The sequence below is a fragment of the Gilliamella sp. Nev6-6 genome (assembly GCF_001690605.1).
In the GTDB taxonomy this organism is placed as follows: Bacteria; Pseudomonadota; Gammaproteobacteria; order Enterobacterales; family Orbaceae; genus Gilliamella; species Gilliamella apicola_C.
This window is the reverse complement of the sequence record NZ_LZHP01000091.1, coordinates 64020-80155: the sequence shown is the minus strand read 5'-3', so window position 1 is coordinate 80155 and position 16136 is coordinate 64020. Positions and strand designations below refer to the sequence as shown.

General features: G+C 37.0%; 15 protein-coding genes. 8 read left to right on the top strand and 7 right to left on the bottom strand.

Translation table 11 applies throughout. From position 1 onward, the window contains the following. Positions 1 to 23: 23 nt before the first annotated feature. Positions 24 to 854 carry a shikimate 5-dehydrogenase gene (locus A9G42_RS11690; protein ID WP_065566694.1) on the top strand — a complete coding sequence of 277 codons (831 nt, stop codon included), beginning with the start codon at positions 24 to 26 and terminating at the stop codon, positions 852 to 854. 928 nt (positions 855 to 1782) lie between these two features. Here A9G42_RS11690 and ycaO read toward each other — a convergent pair. Beyond that, positions 1783 to 3549 carry a 30S ribosomal protein S12 methylthiotransferase accessory factor YcaO gene (gene ycaO, locus A9G42_RS11685; protein WP_065653506.1) on the bottom strand — a complete coding sequence of 589 codons (1767 nt, stop codon included), beginning with the start codon at positions 3547 to 3549 and terminating at the stop codon, positions 1783 to 1785. Positions 3550 to 3676: 127 nt separating this feature from the next. On the opposite strand from ycaO, the gene A9G42_RS11680 reads away from it, so the two are divergent. Then, positions 3677 to 4021, top strand: coding sequence for a DUF4282 domain-containing protein (locus tag A9G42_RS11680; protein WP_081295610.1), 345 nt, complete (start codon positions 3677 to 3679; stop codon positions 4019 to 4021). A 110-nt stretch (positions 4022 to 4131) separates the two neighbouring features. Here A9G42_RS11680 and tsaD read toward each other — a convergent pair whose 3' ends face one another. The 4 genes from tsaD to coaE are packed head-to-tail and all read right to left on the bottom strand — an operon-like array spanning position 4132 to position 6771. After that, positions 4132 to 5166 carry a tRNA (adenosine(37)-N6)-threonylcarbamoyltransferase complex transferase subunit TsaD gene (tsaD, locus tag A9G42_RS11675; protein WP_065588050.1) on the bottom strand — a complete coding sequence of 345 codons (1035 nt, stop codon included), beginning with the start codon at positions 5164 to 5166 and terminating at the stop codon, positions 4132 to 4134. Beyond that, a complete protein-coding gene (gene yacG, locus A9G42_RS11670) occupies positions 5166 to 5384 on the bottom strand; it encodes a DNA gyrase inhibitor YacG (protein WP_065588049.1) in 219 nt (72 codons plus the stop codon). The genes tsaD and yacG overlap by 1 nt, the downstream gene beginning before the upstream one ends. Before the next feature lie 39 nt (positions 5385 to 5423). Next, entirely contained in the window at positions 5424 to 6161 is a 738-nt protein-coding gene (locus A9G42_RS11665; RefSeq protein WP_065588048.1) for a cell division protein ZapD, read from the bottom strand. Positions 6162 to 6165: 4 nt separating this feature from the next. Continuing rightward, the gene (gene coaE, locus A9G42_RS11660) at positions 6166 to 6771 is read right to left on the bottom strand and encodes a dephospho-CoA kinase (RefSeq protein WP_065581968.1); all 606 of its coding nucleotides are present in this window, start codon (positions 6769 to 6771) and stop codon (positions 6166 to 6168) included. Positions 6772 to 7015: 244 nt separating this feature from the next. Here coaE and lexA point away from each other — a divergent pair, with 244 nt between their 5' ends. Beyond that, the gene (gene lexA, locus A9G42_RS11655; protein ID WP_065580603.1) at positions 7016 to 7642 is read left to right on the top strand and encodes a transcriptional repressor LexA; all 627 of its coding nucleotides are present in this window, start codon (positions 7016 to 7018) and stop codon (positions 7640 to 7642) included. A gap of 83 nt (positions 7643 to 7725) precedes the next feature. Continuing rightward, complete coding sequence (locus A9G42_RS11650) at positions 7726 to 8112, top strand: hypothetical protein (RefSeq protein WP_065566700.1); 387 nt, start codon at positions 7726 to 7728, stop codon at positions 8110 to 8112. A gap of 426 nt (positions 8113 to 8538) precedes the next feature. Here the strand turns inward: A9G42_RS11650 and A9G42_RS11645 are convergent, their stop codons facing one another. Further along, entirely contained in the window at positions 8539 to 9264 is a 726-nt protein-coding gene (locus A9G42_RS11645; RefSeq protein WP_065653505.1) for a hypothetical protein, read from the bottom strand. A gap of 142 nt (positions 9265 to 9406) precedes the next feature. Next, a complete protein-coding gene (locus A9G42_RS11640) occupies positions 9407 to 10294 on the bottom strand; it encodes an SDR family oxidoreductase (protein ID WP_065587883.1) in 888 nt (295 codons plus the stop codon). Between the two features lie 866 nt (positions 10295 to 11160). On the opposite strand from A9G42_RS11640, the gene ilvG reads away from it, so the two are divergent. From ilvG to ilvD, 4 genes are all read left to right on the top strand, one after another. Beyond that, positions 11161 to 12837 (top strand): acetolactate synthase 2 catalytic subunit, encoded by a 1677-nt coding sequence (gene ilvG, locus A9G42_RS11635; protein ID WP_065653504.1) that lies wholly within the window; start codon positions 11161 to 11163, stop codon positions 12835 to 12837. A 3-nt stretch (positions 12838 to 12840) separates the two neighbouring features. Next, positions 12841 to 13071: an acetolactate synthase 2 small subunit gene (gene ilvM / locus A9G42_RS11630; RefSeq protein WP_065581963.1), complete on the top strand. Its 231-nt coding sequence runs from the start codon at positions 12841 to 12843 to the stop codon at positions 13069 to 13071. 167 nt (positions 13072 to 13238) lie between these two features. Further along, a complete protein-coding gene (locus A9G42_RS11625; RefSeq protein WP_065581962.1) occupies positions 13239 to 14168 on the top strand; it encodes a branched-chain amino acid transaminase in 930 nt (309 codons plus the stop codon). 116 nt (positions 14169 to 14284) lie between these two features. Further along, the gene (ilvD, locus tag A9G42_RS11620) at positions 14285 to 16135 is read left to right on the top strand and encodes a dihydroxy-acid dehydratase (protein ID WP_065653503.1); all 1851 of its coding nucleotides are present in this window, start codon (positions 14285 to 14287) and stop codon (positions 16133 to 16135) included. The last annotated feature ends 1 nt before the right edge of the window (position 16136 follow it).

Genomic DNA, 16136 nt, shown 5'->3' with positions numbered 1-16136 from the left:
TATCATCACAAGGAATAGTAAAAATGGCAAGAATTATTAATAAAGATACCACGGTTTGTATGTCACTTTCAGCAAGGCCAAGCAATTTTGGTACTCGGTTTCATAATTATTTATATGAAAAACTTGATCTTAATTACTTATATAAAGCCTTTACTACTAATAATTTAAAAGATGCAATTTATGGCATTAAGGCCTTAGCTATTCGAGGTTGTGCCATTTCAATGCCTTATAAAGAAGCTTGTATTGAGTTTATTGATGAATTAGATGATTCGGTAAAATCGATTCAATCGGTGAATACCATTGTTAATACCAACTATCACTTAAAAGCTTATAATACAGATTATATTGCTGTTGCTAAACTTATTACAGCCAATAAAATTGATCATACTACGCCCTTTGTTTTAAAAGGTAGTGGTGGTATGGCTAACGCGGTGATTGGGGCTTTTTATGATGCCGGATTTAAAAATGGCATTATTGTTGCGCGTAACCAACTCAAAGGTGAAGCTTTAGCCAAACGATACAACTACACATGGGTAAAAAACGAGCAGGACATATTACCACAGCAAGCGAAATTAATTATTAACGTCACTCCAATTGGGATGCTTGGTGGGGTTGAAGCTGATGAATTAGCTTTTCCTCAACCCATGATAAACAACGCCGATATTGTTTTTGATGTGGTTGCATTGCCAGTTGAAACACCCATGATAAAATATGCTAGAAAACTAAATAAAATCATTATTTCTGGAGCAGATGTTGCAACAATACAGGCATTAGAACAATTTGTGCTATACACTGGCGTAACACCTTCTGCCGAATTGGTTAAACAAGCCAGTGAGTTCGCAAGGCAAGCTTAATTGATATTCCCCCTAAAGAACGGGGGATTGTTATCGCAGTTGATAGCAAATTACCTTGGTGGTTTTCTACTATCTACTCTTTTCTTTTTATCCCAATAGATTGAACTAATCGCTTAACGAAAGCACAAGCGGAAGATTTCGATTTTGTTTTTAACACTTAAACTTTAAGTCAAAAACCATTCAGAAAAGCTATTGATTTTATTAAAGTTTTTGTTTTGTGTTTTTTAGTTAAATCAATGCGTTGGGCAACTATCTGTAAAACTACCTGTAAAAAACTTTTACTCTTTTCTTTTTATCCCAATAAATTGAACTAATCGCTTAACAAAAGCACAAGTGGAAGATTTCGATTTTGTTTTTAAGACTTAAATCTTAAGCCAAAAATCGTTCAGAAAAACCATTGATTTTATTAAAGTTTTTATTTTCTGGTTTTTTAGTTAAATCAATGCGTTGGGCAACTATCTGTAAAACTACCTGTAAAAAACTTTTACTCTTTTCTTTTTATCCCAATAAATTGAACTAATCGCTTAACAAAAGCACAAGCGGAAGATTTCGATTTTGTTTTTAATACTTAAATCTTAAGTCAAAAATCGTTCAGAAAACCCATTGATTTTATTAAAGTTTTTGTTTTGTATTTTTTTAGTTAAATCGATGCGTTGGGTAACTATCTGTAAAACTACCTGTAAACAAGACTTTTTATTCTTTTCTTTTTATCCCAATAAATTGAACTAATCGCTTAGCAAAAGTACAAGCGAAAGATTTCGATTTTGTTTTTAATACTTAAATCTTAAGTCAAAAATCGTTCAGAAAACCTATTGATTTTATTAAAGTTTTTGTTTTATGTTTTTTAGTTAAATCAGCGAGTTAGACAAATAAACAGATAAATTTAACTATTCCACCGAATTGATTCGGTGGAATTTTAATAGCGATGCTATAGCATCGCTTGATGTAATTTATGATACACGGCTAACAACTTTTGATGCATTGCAAACTGCTCTAAATTGTTATTGGCTAGTTCATCGACTGAGGCAAAATCCGCCAAGCCAAAAAATGTTTTTTCACCATTGGCATATTGCCACATTTCATCAACACAATCTTTTCCATACATTTTGCTAAATGCATTTTGGTATTGAGTAAATGCTTGAGGATCACGTTCAATCATAAAATTAACCAGTGTTTGCAAGCAACGATAGGCATGATTACGTGCTGGTGTAAATATCGAAGCATTCATTTCAATCGTCCAGTCAATCCATTGTTGTGCTTGATCTAAATCTTTACCTGCCAAGGCCAGCATCGCCTTTAATTCGCCAATTCGCAATGTTAACCAAGCATTATCGCTACCGGTTGCAATGCCCAGTAATTCACGAACACGCGCATAATCATCCAGACCTTCATTATCAAGCTGTTCAATCATTGCCAAATACTGTTTTGTGCTAAATTTCTTATAAGGTAATGACAAAATAAGATCGCGTAGACCAATTGCCATGTTGCTATTGGCAAGTAACAGATCTTCCGGCGGGTAAATTTCGGACATGCCAACAGCTAAAATACGACAAGCATAAACGCCCAGATGCTCATAGTCCATGATGAGTACTTCTGTATTGTGGCGCTTGAAAATAGACATTAAATTAGTGAACTCTTGATCTGTGGTACCCGAAAAATCCCAATCTACAAATTCATAATCGGCTTGCTCTTTAAATAGATCCCATGAAATCAAGCCACTTGAATCGATAAAGTGCGTTTCTAAATTACTAAGATCCGCTATCTCATCATTATCAAAACTTGGCGGAGAAAACACATCAAGATCTTTTAAACTGCGCCCTTGTAATAGCTCGGTGACGGTTCGTTCAAAGGCAACTCCAAAATTTGGATGTGCACCAAATGACGCATAACACGTTCCATTTTGCGGATTAAACAACACAACACAAATCACGGGAAATTCACCACCCAATGAGGCGTCAAAGCAATAAAGCGGAAAACCTTCACTTTCAAGTGCGCTGATGGCAGCCAAAACAGCTGGGTACCGGTTAATCACTTCGGTTGGAATTAGAGGTAAGCTAATTGCTTCGGCTATGATTTTGTTTTTGGTATAACGTTCAAAAATTTCTGATAACCCCTGCACGCGTGCTTCATTTCGAGTATTGCCCGCTGACATACCGTTAGATGCATATAAATTAGCAATTAAATTAACTGGCACATAAACCGTTTGCTTATCGGATTGTTGCTCAAATGGTAAGGCACAAATACCCCGCTCGCCATGACTTGATTGTAAATCGACTAAATCGGTTGCACATAGTTCATTATCCGGATCATAAAACTTCAGCAAGTTTGGGGTTAATAATCCTTTAGGTAAGGAATTATCCTCAGGAATGGTAAACCATTTTTCGGTCGGATAATGCACAAAATCAGCATTTGCTACTTGTTTTCCTAAATAAAAATCGGAAAAAAAGTAATTAGTAGATAACCGCTCAAAATACTCACCCAAAGCCGATGCTAACGCCGCTTTTTTGCTTGCACCTTTACCATTAGCAAAGCACAAGGGGCATTTTGTATTTTGAATATGCACTGACCATACATTCGGTACAGGATTAAGCCAAGAAGCTTCTTTTACATCTAAATCATATTTTGCTAATTGTTGCTGAAAATAATTAATTGAATCTTCAAGGGCAGCATCTTTGCCCAGAATATAAGTTTTCATAAGTTAATCTCAAAATAATTTCATGTTACAATAATCACGCCTTACAGCTTTAAAGACATATAACTGTATACGCAAATTAGAAAAAATAGAAGTTAAAAATTAATCCCCCTTTCAATAAGGAAATAAAATGAACAAAAAAATAAATTTTAAAGATATTTCCATCAAAGACTTTTTTTTCTTTGATAAAATGATGACACCTGTATTTATCACTATCGTATATTGGATTGCTTTAGTACTTGTTGGCTTTAGTGCATTAAGCATAATAATAGGTAGTTTTGCTATATTTTCCTATAGTGCTGCCGCAGGAATAGTTGCGTTTTTCACTGGTATCATCACTTTTGTTGTAGGCTTTATTTCAACTCGTATTGGTTTCGAATTACTTTGTGTATTATTTAGCATCAACAATAACATCAGAAAACTCGCTGAAGGAAAAATAGGCGCTGAAAATACTAATTCGGAAAAAACAGAATAGTCATCGAGCCAAATACAACAAATTAATAATAAGTAAACTGATTATTTAAGCTAAAAAGCGGGAACTTATTCCCGCTTTTTATTGCTTTATCAATAAAATTAAAACCACAATTACTCATTCACCACACTAAGCTCGTTAAGTGGCCACCTTGGTCTAACATTAATAGCCAAATCTGAATACTGCTTCGCTTTTAAATGAATCATACCTGCATAGGCAATCATAGCGCCATTATCGGTACAAAACTCAAGTCTTGGGTAATAAACCTGACCTTTACGCTGTTGCATCAACCAAGTTAATTTATCACGCAAGGTATTATTAGCACTAACACCACCAGCAATGACTAAACGGTTAAAGCCCGTTTGATCAAGCGCTCGACGTGATTTAATTAATAAAGTATCAACTAAAGCATCTTCAAAGGCTCGCGCAATATCCGCTTTGGTTTGGCTGTCAAGCTCGCAGCCCTCTGTGCTATGCTGATAAATAGTATTAGCCGCCGCAGTTTTTAGCCCCGAAAAGCTAAAATCAAGCCCTGGCCTATCGGTCATTGGGCGAGGAAACGAAAAACGTGACGCATTGCCTTGTTGAGCTAACTTTGACAATTTTGCGCCACCAGGATAATCCAACCCAAGTAATTTAGCTGTTTTATCAAAAGCTTCACCAGCAGCATCATCAATGGATTCACCAATAAGTTCATATTGACCAATACCTGTAACGCTAATAAGCTGTGTATGCCCGCCAGAAACTAATAAGGCAACAAATGGAAATTCAGGTGGGTTATCTTCAAGCATTGGTGCAAGCAAATGCCCTTCCATGTGATGCACTGCAATAGCTGGCACATTCCATGCATAAGCAAGCGAGCGTCCAATTGATGCACCAACCATCAAAGCACCGATCAAACCAGGGCCTGCCGTATAAGCTACTCCATCGATATCAGCTGAATCTAAATTAGCTTCTTTTAATGCGGCTTGAATTAACGGCACTGTTTTGCGTATATGATCGCGTGAAGCAAGCTCAGGCACAACGCCACCATAATCAGCATGTAATTTAACTTGAGAATAAAGTTGGTTTGCAATCAAACCATGAATATCATCATAAATGGCGATGCCTGTTTCATCGCACGAGGTTTCAATGCCTAGGATCTTCATTAATGTCTACCTGCAAAATCAGTAAGATCTTCTTCGCTCCAGAGATCTTGTTCGGTGCTATCTTTATCGGAGATGCGGTGCGCTTCAGTTGCCCAATCACCTAAATCAATAAGTTGGCAGCGTTTACTGCAAAATGGACGATAAAGACTATCATTATTCCATTCCACTTTTTTTTGACAAGTTGGGCAATTAACAAATATAGCTGTATTTTTATTCATTTCGACTCTTTCTTTTTCAATAATCAGTATTTAATAGTACTAACAGCAAGCTAATTCAAATTCAAGCTCATCGGTGTTGACGTTATCGCAAACATCTAGCGATAAAAAACGAATACTAAAGCGCGACATATGACCTGATACTTGTGGATACACATTTTTATCTAACGAAACTCGAATCCGAACCAAGTTTACATCACCATTAGTCTCTTGAAAAAAATTGTTAAAACAAACAAATCGCTTAAATTCGCCCATTTGCCTAATTAGTTGCATATAGCATGTTAGAGATTTATCCAGCGTTGACAAGTGCTCTAACCAACTTTTGACTTGAATATCGCGCTTTTCTTGTGAAATTTTGAGCCACAAATGGAACGAAGGCAAATCAAAACTACAACACCCACCTGGAATCATCAAACGTTGGCGAATAGCAGTAATAAAACGATCATCTCTTAATGGCTGTCCCAAGCGTCCTATCTCATTAAATTGAGCTGAAAAACAATCAAACTGGTGGATCAATTCATTAATGAGATCATGATCAACACAATCAAAAGTTAGCCACAAAGTTAACTTTTGTTTTTGCGATTCAAGTTCTTTAGTCAAATCGCCTTTAACATCATTACGCTCAATAATTTCTAACAGTTCGGACAATGCATGAAAAAAAAGCAATGCGTTATTCTGATCAAAATGACAATGTGTATTTAATTGATTTAATAAAAATTCAATACGGAGCCAAGTACGCATTTTTTCATTTAATGGATGTTCAAAAATAATGTCATTCATCTATCTAAATCTTACCATTAAAGTTATGTAAATATTGTTGATGCAATTGATCAACTTGCACAGTTAGCGACGTAAAATTATCATCATTAACGATGATATCATCAGCATAAGATAAGCGTTTTTGCAAAGATACTTGCGATCCTATCATCTTTTTAGCTAGTGATTGACTAATATTATCCCTTTCTATTAATCGCGCCAATTGTAACGAGATCGGGGCATCGATTATTAATACGCGGTCTGCTAATGTGTGTAAATTGTTTTCAATCAATAGTGGCACAACCCAAATAACATATGTTGAATTTTGCCTAGCAATTTGTTTTTGAGTTTCTTGTTGAATTATGGGGTGCAGTAAATGATTAAGCCAAAGGCGTTCATGATCATTATTAAAAATAATCTCACGTAACTGACTGCGATCGAGTTCGCCATTGGCAAGCAAAATTTCTTGGCTAAAGTGCTTAACAATTTGGTTAAGCGCATCGCTACCAACTTGCACAACTTGCCTTGCAATAATGTCTGCATCGATAACAGGCACACCTAATTTAGCAAACAAATTGGCAATAGTACTTTTACCACTGGCAATACCGCCACTTAAAGCAACAACATAAGGCATAAAGTCAATTCCAATCCAACAAAAATATTAAGTTATTATAGCATACAAGTAGATTGATTATGTAACTCAAACCATAAGCTTGAGTTAATAATTCAGCTAACAAAACTATTCATCCAAATAGTACATAATAGCTATAATTCGAAAAATTTATCCACGATTATAAAATAAATTAAATAAAACAGTTGTTTTATATCACTAGCTGTATATAATTACATGTATCTGTATATAAAAACAGGAAAAAATAATGAGGCCACTAACCGCACGTCAGCAACAAATTTATGATCTAATAAAAGACAACATTCAAACCACAGGTATGCCACCAACGCGTGCCGAAATCGCCAAAAAATTAGGGTTTCGATCCGCTAATGCGGCCGAAGAACACCTTAAAGCTTTAGCTAAAAAAGGAGCTATTGAAATGATTGCAGGATCTTCACGAGGTATCCGCCTTTTGCTTGAAACTCCTGTTGAACAAAATGATTTTGAAGGTTTACCGCTTATTGGTCAAGTTGCCGCAGGATCACCAATACTAGCGCAAGAGCATATCGAAAGCCATTACCAAGTCGATCCTTCACTGTTTAAACCTCATGCCGACTTTTTATTAAGAGTGCATGGCATGTCAATGAAAGATATCGGAATATTAGATGGTGACTTATTAGCAGTACACAAAACTCAAGACGTTAAAAATGGTCAAATCGTTGTTGCTCGCATTGATGACGAAGTCACCGTTAAACGTTTATCTTGCAAAGGTAAGCATGTCCGTTTAATTGCCGAAAATGAAGAGTTTTCACCAATTGAAGTTGATTTAGAACAACAAAACTTTGCCATTGAAGGACTTGCTGTTGGTATCATCCGTAACGGATCGTGGATGTAACAATAAACATCATTGCAAGTGTATAGATGTATAAGAAAAGTTAGTATAAAATAACAACCACACTAAAGTGTGGGGAGACAACTATGTGGCTATTTTGGTTATACGAATTTTTAGGATTTATTGCAACGCTATTACTTATTTTAGGCTACTGCCGTTTTAGAGGAATTGGATTTTGGTCCTTAATATGGAAACAATTAAAATGGGTATCTTTAGCTGTACTCATTGTTTGGTTAATCATTGCTGTGCTTTGCCGAACTGATTTATACAATGCAACTCACTGCTATTTTAGAGGTGAAAGCATGCATGCCAACACCAAATATTCTATCTTTTTGGGTGAATGCCAAGTTGAAACGCCAAGCGGTAGTTATGTGCCTATCGAACGCTCTAGAGCAATACCAGGATCAAGTAGCCACGATCACGAAAGTGACGATAACAGCGGTGTTACAAATGATTTTTACCCAGTTGATTAACCGATTAACTTATAAAAAACAATAAAAAAACTACAAATCCAGTATCAAATTACTGGATTTTTTTATCCTAAAAATAAATTAAATAATAAATCGATACAAGCAGATATAACGCAACAGATGAACTCTCCCATGCATGACTACAAAATGCGATTATTGATAGTTGCTCATATCATCCATAATACTCACTTTTTTGAGTGATTGATTCTTGTCAAAATATTAGACTGTGCTCGTCGCTATAAACGCTATAAATACGTTATTAACATTAAGATAATGCTGCTTTTCAACTCTGCCTATAGCCGCCTGTTAGCGCGCTGTTTTTGCTATACCCTGAGTTATCTTGAAATTAGTGAAGAACGTTAAAAAGGGCTTGATTAGCCCTTTTGTGATTAGTCAATTTTTACTATTTTTTATTTAATCAAAGTCTATTTAATCATCTTCACAATCACTTGGTTTTACATCCACTGAAAAAACTTTATCATTATTGATATAGTAATTATGGTTAGCGCCTCGTGGAAAGACTAATCGTAGTGTTTTCATACTTGCACTATCACCACAATAAAACTCAATCAAGTTGTTTTTTACCTCTTTTTGAGTGCTTTCATTTTGTAATGCATCTTTAGTGATATTATTCACATTATATTTATAATTAATAGTATTATTCTCAGCTGATACATCAACTAAAGTAGTACTTGAATCCATTGTGGCCGGTAATTTTGTTTTGATCGCTTTAAGCATTAAATCTTGAGCAACGCCATAATGACCTTCTCTTACCTTATTAAGCATATCATCCTTTTCAGATTTTGTTTGTTCATACAAATCTTGAGCTTTATCAATAACTGCTGAACTAACTTGCTTAGCTTGCTCGCTTACTTTTGAACTTAATTGGCTGGTCTTATCACTAACTTGTGAGCTTAATTGCTCGGCTTTCTCTTCAATTTGCGAACCTAATTTACTAGCTTTATCACTAATTTCACTACCTAATTGCCCAGCTTTATCACTCATTTCACTGTCTAATTGCCCTGCCTTATCACTCATTTCTGAGCCTGTTTGCTCACTTTTTTGTTTAACATCATCAGTTGTTGAGTTTGAATTATCACAATTAACTAAAAAAAAGCCTAACATTGCTAGCGTAATCACTTTTAAAATTTTCATTTTATTTCCCTTTTGGTTTTCTATTTTTATATTGTGACTATAATGATTTTATACATAATAGTCTGTTGATTTTAAATCATTAATTATATAGCATTAATAGCAAAAGGACTTAAGTCCGACCTTTTGCAGTAAAAAATATCAATTAGTTAATATGCATACCACCTGTAACGCCATAGGTTTCGCCAGTGGTATAACTTGACTCTTCCGATGCTAAATGTACATAAACACCAGCAAGTTCAACTGGCTGACCTGCTCTTTGTAATGGGGTTTGTTGACCAAACTCTGGAATGACATCACTTGGTTGACCACCACAAATTTGTAATGGAGTCCAGACAGGCCCTGGTGCCACGCTATTTACACGAATGCCCTTATGCGCTAATTGCTTAGCTAAACCACGAGTAAAAGCAATAATGGCCGTTTTGGTGGCGGCATAATCTAATAAATTACCACTCGGCTGATAAGCTTGAACGGACGAAGTAGTAATAATTGTTGAACCTGGTTTTAAATAACCCAACGCCGCTTTAGTAACCCAAAAAAGCGAAAACACATTAATTTCAAAGGTTTTCTTAATTTGCTCAGTTGTGAGATCCATAATATCTTCAACCGCAGTTTGCTTACCCGCAACCAAGGTTAAATTATCTAATCCACCTAATTGATGGTGCGCTTCATCAACTAATTTTTTGCAAAAAGCTTCATCGCTTAAATCACCAGGAATTAGCACCGCTTTACGTCCAGATGCTTGAATAACTTTGGCGACTTCTTCTGCATCTTTTTGCTCAATTGGAAGGTAGTTTATTGCCACATCAGCGCCTTCTTTAGCATAAGCAATTGCCGCTGCACGACCAATACCTGAATCGCCACCAGTAACAAGTATCTTACGTCCCTCTAAGCGCCCGTGACCTTGATAACTTTTTTCGCCACAATCTGGAATTGGGGTCATTTCGCACTGTAAAGCCGGGGCAGCCTGTGTTTGTTTTGGGAAATTAGTATGATGATATTTGGTAAGTGGATTATAGATGTGTTTGCTCATAATTTTCTCCTAAGTTAACCATGTATTTGAAAACAAATTCAATATAACTTAAATAAAATTAATTAATGATCACAAAATCCTATTGCTAAGCATATTTTATATCTTTAAAATACCTAACTAATTCAATAAATTATATTTACCGATACTAAAAAATTAGAATATTTATTTCTTAAAGCTTAATAGTATTTCTCAATATCATTGCTCCAAACTTTTAAACTAAATGCATAAAAACAAAATGCATAAAAACTAAATGAATAAAAATTTTAGGCGACTAAATGATAAAAGGTGACTTTCCATGATTGGCTTGGTGGAGGTCAATAAAAGCATTAATACCAAAGCCATAAATGCTGCATAATCTTGCACCTGATTAAGTGTAGCAAATTACGATATATTAAGCTAGTGATAACAGGCTTAGTACAGCAAATTATTTTTATTGATAACAAATTGATTTAAATTAAATTATAATGATTTTATTATAATTAATATCGTAGCAATAGTTAACACCATCAAGAAAATGTTTTTAGCGCTTTTACTCTATCGCTGTTTTCAATACTGAAACTTTTTTATCAATTCTTCATTTCATATTACAAAAGCTAAAAAAACTGTTGCACTTTTTTTTAAAACGAGTATTTTGTTAGAAATAGTTTTTAAAAATGACCAAAAAAGTTAATTATACAACATTATGAAATTTTCACTCAAACTCGTCCTCATCAACATTATTATTGTCAGCGTGGTCATTATTCCAACGCGGGGGCGTTTTTTGAATTAAAAATATGTTCGTACATAACTCAAAAACCCCCGCTCCCCAAAAGCGGGGGTTTTTTTATGAATAACAACTGAACAAAAAAAGCACAAGTGAGGAATAAATGTTAGGAACACAGTGGATAGTAAAAACCTTAAAAGAAAAAGGCGTAACCACCGTTTTTGGGTATCCTGGTGGACAAATTATGCCTCTTTACGATGCACTTTATGATGGCGGCATTGAACATGTACTGTGTCGGCATGAGCAAGGAGCTGCTATGGCCGCCATTGGCTATGCGCGTGCAACTGGCAAAATCGGGGTTTGCATCGCTACATCGGGACCTGGTGCAACTAACATCATTACAGGTCTTGCTGATGCCTTAATTGATTCGGTTCCTGTTGTTGCTATAACAGGACAAGTACCGACCAAATTAATTGGCACCGATGCCTTTCAAGAAGTTGATGTTTTAGGATTATCGCTAGCCTGCACCAAGCACAGTTACTTAATTGACGACGCCAAAGACTTACCAAATACCTTAGAACAGGCGTTTAATTTAGCCTGCTCAGGCAGGCCTGGGCCAATATTGATTGATATTCCCAAAGATATACAGCTTACCAACCTTGACTATCAACAATATTTAACACCATACTCATTAAAAACCACTCAAGATAAAACTCAACTATACCCAATCTGGCCTAGTGATATAAAACACGCTAAAGAAATGATTGTCCAAGCCAAAAAGCCAGTACTTTACATTGGTGGCGGTGTTGGGCTGTCTGGTGCAATATCTGAGCTAAGAGACTTTATGACGTTTACACAAATCCCAAGTGTATCAACATTAAAAGGGCTTGGTGTTGCGGATATTAATAATCCTTATTATTTAGGATTAATTGGTATGCACGGAGCTAAAGCGGCGAACTTAGCAGTGCAAGAGTGCGATTTATTAATTGCCCTAGGCGTTCGATTTGATGACAGGGTGACTGGTAATCTTAATGAATTTGCGCGGCATGCTAAAGTGCTTCATATCGATATTGATCAAGCCGAAATCAATAAATTACGCCAAAGCCACTTAGGATTACAAGGTGACATAAAGCAGGTATTACCATTGCTTAATCAAAGCGTATCGATACAGGCTTGGCACCAAAAGATTGAAGAACTAAAAGCTCAACACCCAACTCGTTACGATCACCCAGGTGAAGCTATTTACGCCCCAACATTATTAAAAATGATTTCGGAACGTAAATTGGCCAACACCATTATCACAACAGATGTTGGGCAACACCAAATGTGGACAGCCCAGCATATGCGTTTTAATCATCCACAAAACTTTATTACATCAAGTGGGCTTGGCACAATGGGCTTTGGTTTACCTGCGGCAGTTGGCGCACAAATGGCAAGACCAACTGATTGTGTGATTTGCGTATCAGGTGATGGATCTTTTATGATGAATGTCCAAGAATTAACCACGATTAAACGTAAAAAATTACCAATAAAAATTGTATTAATTGATAACCAACGCTTAGGCATGGTTCGCCAGTGGCAAGAGTTATTTTTTAACGAAAGATATAGTGAAACCAATTTATCAGACAATCCAGACTTTTTAATGTTAGCCAAAGCGTTTGACATACCGGGGCAAAGTATCAGTAAAAAATCACAAATCAATACAGCACTTGATAACTTGTTCAATTCAACCGGTGCTTACCTTTTGCATGTATGCATAGACGAATTAGAAAACGTATGGCCTTTAGTACCACCAGGAGCGGCTAACGAAAACATGTTAGATAAAAGTGGTAAGGAGTAAGTGATGAACGAACAAATACAACATCAATTGACCATAAAAGCTTATGACAAATTGGGATCGCTTGAGCGTATATTACGGGTGCTCCGTCATCGTGGTGGGCACATTACATCAATGCAAATGCAAACTATTGAAAATAACCTATTGATTCTAAACATCACTTTAACAACTGAAAGATGGCTTTCGACATTACAAAAGCAAGTCGAAAAATTAGAGGATGTGATAACGATTGAATAAAAGCTTTCAACAACAACTTATTACTAAACAATAAGTTAAAATAAAGCAGCAAACATTTTAGCCGTTAAATAAACAAAAAAGTATAGTATAATGCTTGACCGTTAAAGCAAAAATATCTAAAGCAAAATACATGCTTATCAAATAGTAAAATTGAAGAGGAAAACACAATGAGTTCGACAACAAAATCTGATTATATTTGGTTAAATGGTGAAATGGTTCCATGGGCAGACGCCAAAGTACATGTGATGTCGCATGCCTTACATTATGGTACATCGGTATTTGAAGGTGTTCGTTGTTATAATACACATAAAGGACCTGCAATATTTCGTCATAAAGAACACGCACAAAGATTATTAAATTCAGCCAAAATTTATCGTTTTCCTGTTCCTTATTCACTTGAAGAAATCATGGAAGCGACTCGCCAAGTCATCAAGAAAAACAATTTAGAAAGCGCTTACATTCGCCCACTCGTATTTATTGGTGATGTAGGCATGGGCGTTAACCCACCTGCTGGCTATAAAACTGATGTTATGATTGCCGCATTTCCATGGGGCGCCTATTTAGGTGAAGAAGCATTAGATCAAGGTATTGATGCTATGGTATCTTCTTGGAATCGTGTTGCATCAAATACCATTCCAGCAGCCGCTAAAGCAGGTGGTAACTATTTATCATCATTATTAATCGGCTCAGAAGCGCGCGCTAATGGCTTCCAAGAAGGTATTGCATTAGATGTGCATGGTCACTTATCTGAGGGGGCTGGTGAAAACCTATTTATTATTAAAGACGGTATTTTATATACGCCTGTTTTATCATCTTCAGCACTACCGGGTATTACGCGCGACGCGGTATTAACGCTAGCACGTGATATTGGTATTGAAGTTCGCGAACAAATACTATCACGTGAATCACTTTATCTAGCCGACGAAGTGTTTATGACAGGTACTGCTGCCGAAATCACCCCTGTGCGCAGTGTTGACCGCATTCAAATTGGCATTGGTCGTTGTGGTCCAATTACCAAACAAATTCAACAAGCATTTTTTGGGTTATTTAATGGTAGCACTGAAGATAAATACGGTTGGTTAGATCCAATTAAATAAACTATAAAAACAAAATCCGCCAATTCATTTGGCGGATAGCTGTTAACTTGATGATAGATTTTAAAGAACTATAAACCGTTACACACGGTTACTTGCATAAAAATTGGGAGCAAGAAATGCCTAAATATCGTTCAGCAACCTCGGTCGAAGGTCGAAATATGGCTGGCGCCCGCGCATTATGGCGTGCAACTGGCGTTAAAAATGAAGACTTTGGTAAACCCATCATTGCGGTGGTTAACTCATTCACACAATTTGTACCTGGGCATGTCCATTTAAAAGATATTGGACAACTGGTCGCCAAGCAAATTGAAGCATCTGGTGGCATTGCCAAAGAATTTAATACTATTGCCGTTGATGATGGCATCGCTATGGGGCATGGTGGGATGCTTTACTCCTTACCATCACGGGAACTGATTGCTGATTCAGTGGAATATATGGTTAACGCACATTGTGCTGACGCCATGATCTGCATTTCAAACTGCGACAAAATCACGCCGGGTATGTTAATGGCCTCACTTCGCTTAAATATTCCAACGGTATTTGTATCAGGTGGACCAATGGAGGCTGGTAAAACCAAATTATCTGACCAAATCATCAAATTAGACTTAGTCGATGCCATGATCCAAAGTGCCAATCCCAATGTTAGCGATGAGGATAGCAAAGCCATTGAAGAGTCAGCCTGCCCTACCTGTGGCTCTTGCTCCGGCATGTTTACCGCCAATTCCATGAACTGCTTAACCGAAGCTTTAGGGCTTTCACTACCTGGTAATGGCTCGCTGGTTGCGACACACAAACAACGTGAGCAACTCTTTTTAAACGCAGCTAAACGTATTGTTGAAATCACCAAACGTTATTATGAACAAGATGATGAATCTTATCTTCCTCGTTCCATTGCCACCAAAGCCGCATACGAAAACGCCATGTCACTTGACATAGCCATGGGCGGTTCAACCAATACAGTATTACATTTATTGGCAACTGCGCAAGAAGGCGAAATTGACTTTACCATGTCTGACATTGACAGACTATCACGCAAAGTCCCTCACTTATGTAAAGTGGCACCAAGCACGCAATTATATCATATGGAAGATGTGCACCGTGCGGGTGGCGTTGTAGCTATTATGTCAGAATTAAACAAAGCCGGGTTACTCAACCGTAATGTTCATAATGTACTTGGGCTTTCGTTAGAGGAAACTTTTGCTAAATATGACATCACACAAACCACCGATGAATCCATAAAAAAAATGTATCGTAGTGGACCTGCTGGCATTCGAACCACCAAAGCATTTTCACAAGATTGCTACTGGGATGCGCTTGATGATGATCGCCAAAATGGTTGCATTCGTAACAAAGCACATGCCTATAGCCAAGATGGCGGGCTTGCCACGCTCTATGGTAACGTTGCGCTTGATGGCGCTATTGTAAAAACCGCAGGGGTTGCCGCTGAAAATCTCGTTTTTAAAGGACCAGCAAAAGTGTTTGAAAGCCAAGAAGACGCCGTCGATGCGATTTTAGGTGGTAAAGTCGTAGCTGGCGATGTGGTTGTCATTATTTACGAAGGTCCAAAAGGGGGACCTGGTATGCAAGAAATGCTCTACCCAACAAGCTACTTAAAATCAATGGGGCTTGGCAAATCCTGTGCGCTAATTACCGATGGCAGATTTTCGGGTGGTTCATCGGGCTTATCCATTGGTCATATCTCGCCAGAAGCGGCAAATGGTGGATTAATCGCTCTGGTACGAGATGGCGACATGATTGATATTGATATCCCAAATCGCAAATTAGTATTAGATGTGCCTGCTGATGAACTTGAGCGCCGTCGCGTAGCCGAACTTGCCCGTGGCGACAAAGCCTTTACTCCGCATAACCGCAATCGCTATGTATCATACGCGCTTAAAGCTTACGCCAGTTTAGCGACGAGTGCCGATAAAGGCGCTGTTCGTGATAAAAGCAAACTAGGGGGTTAAT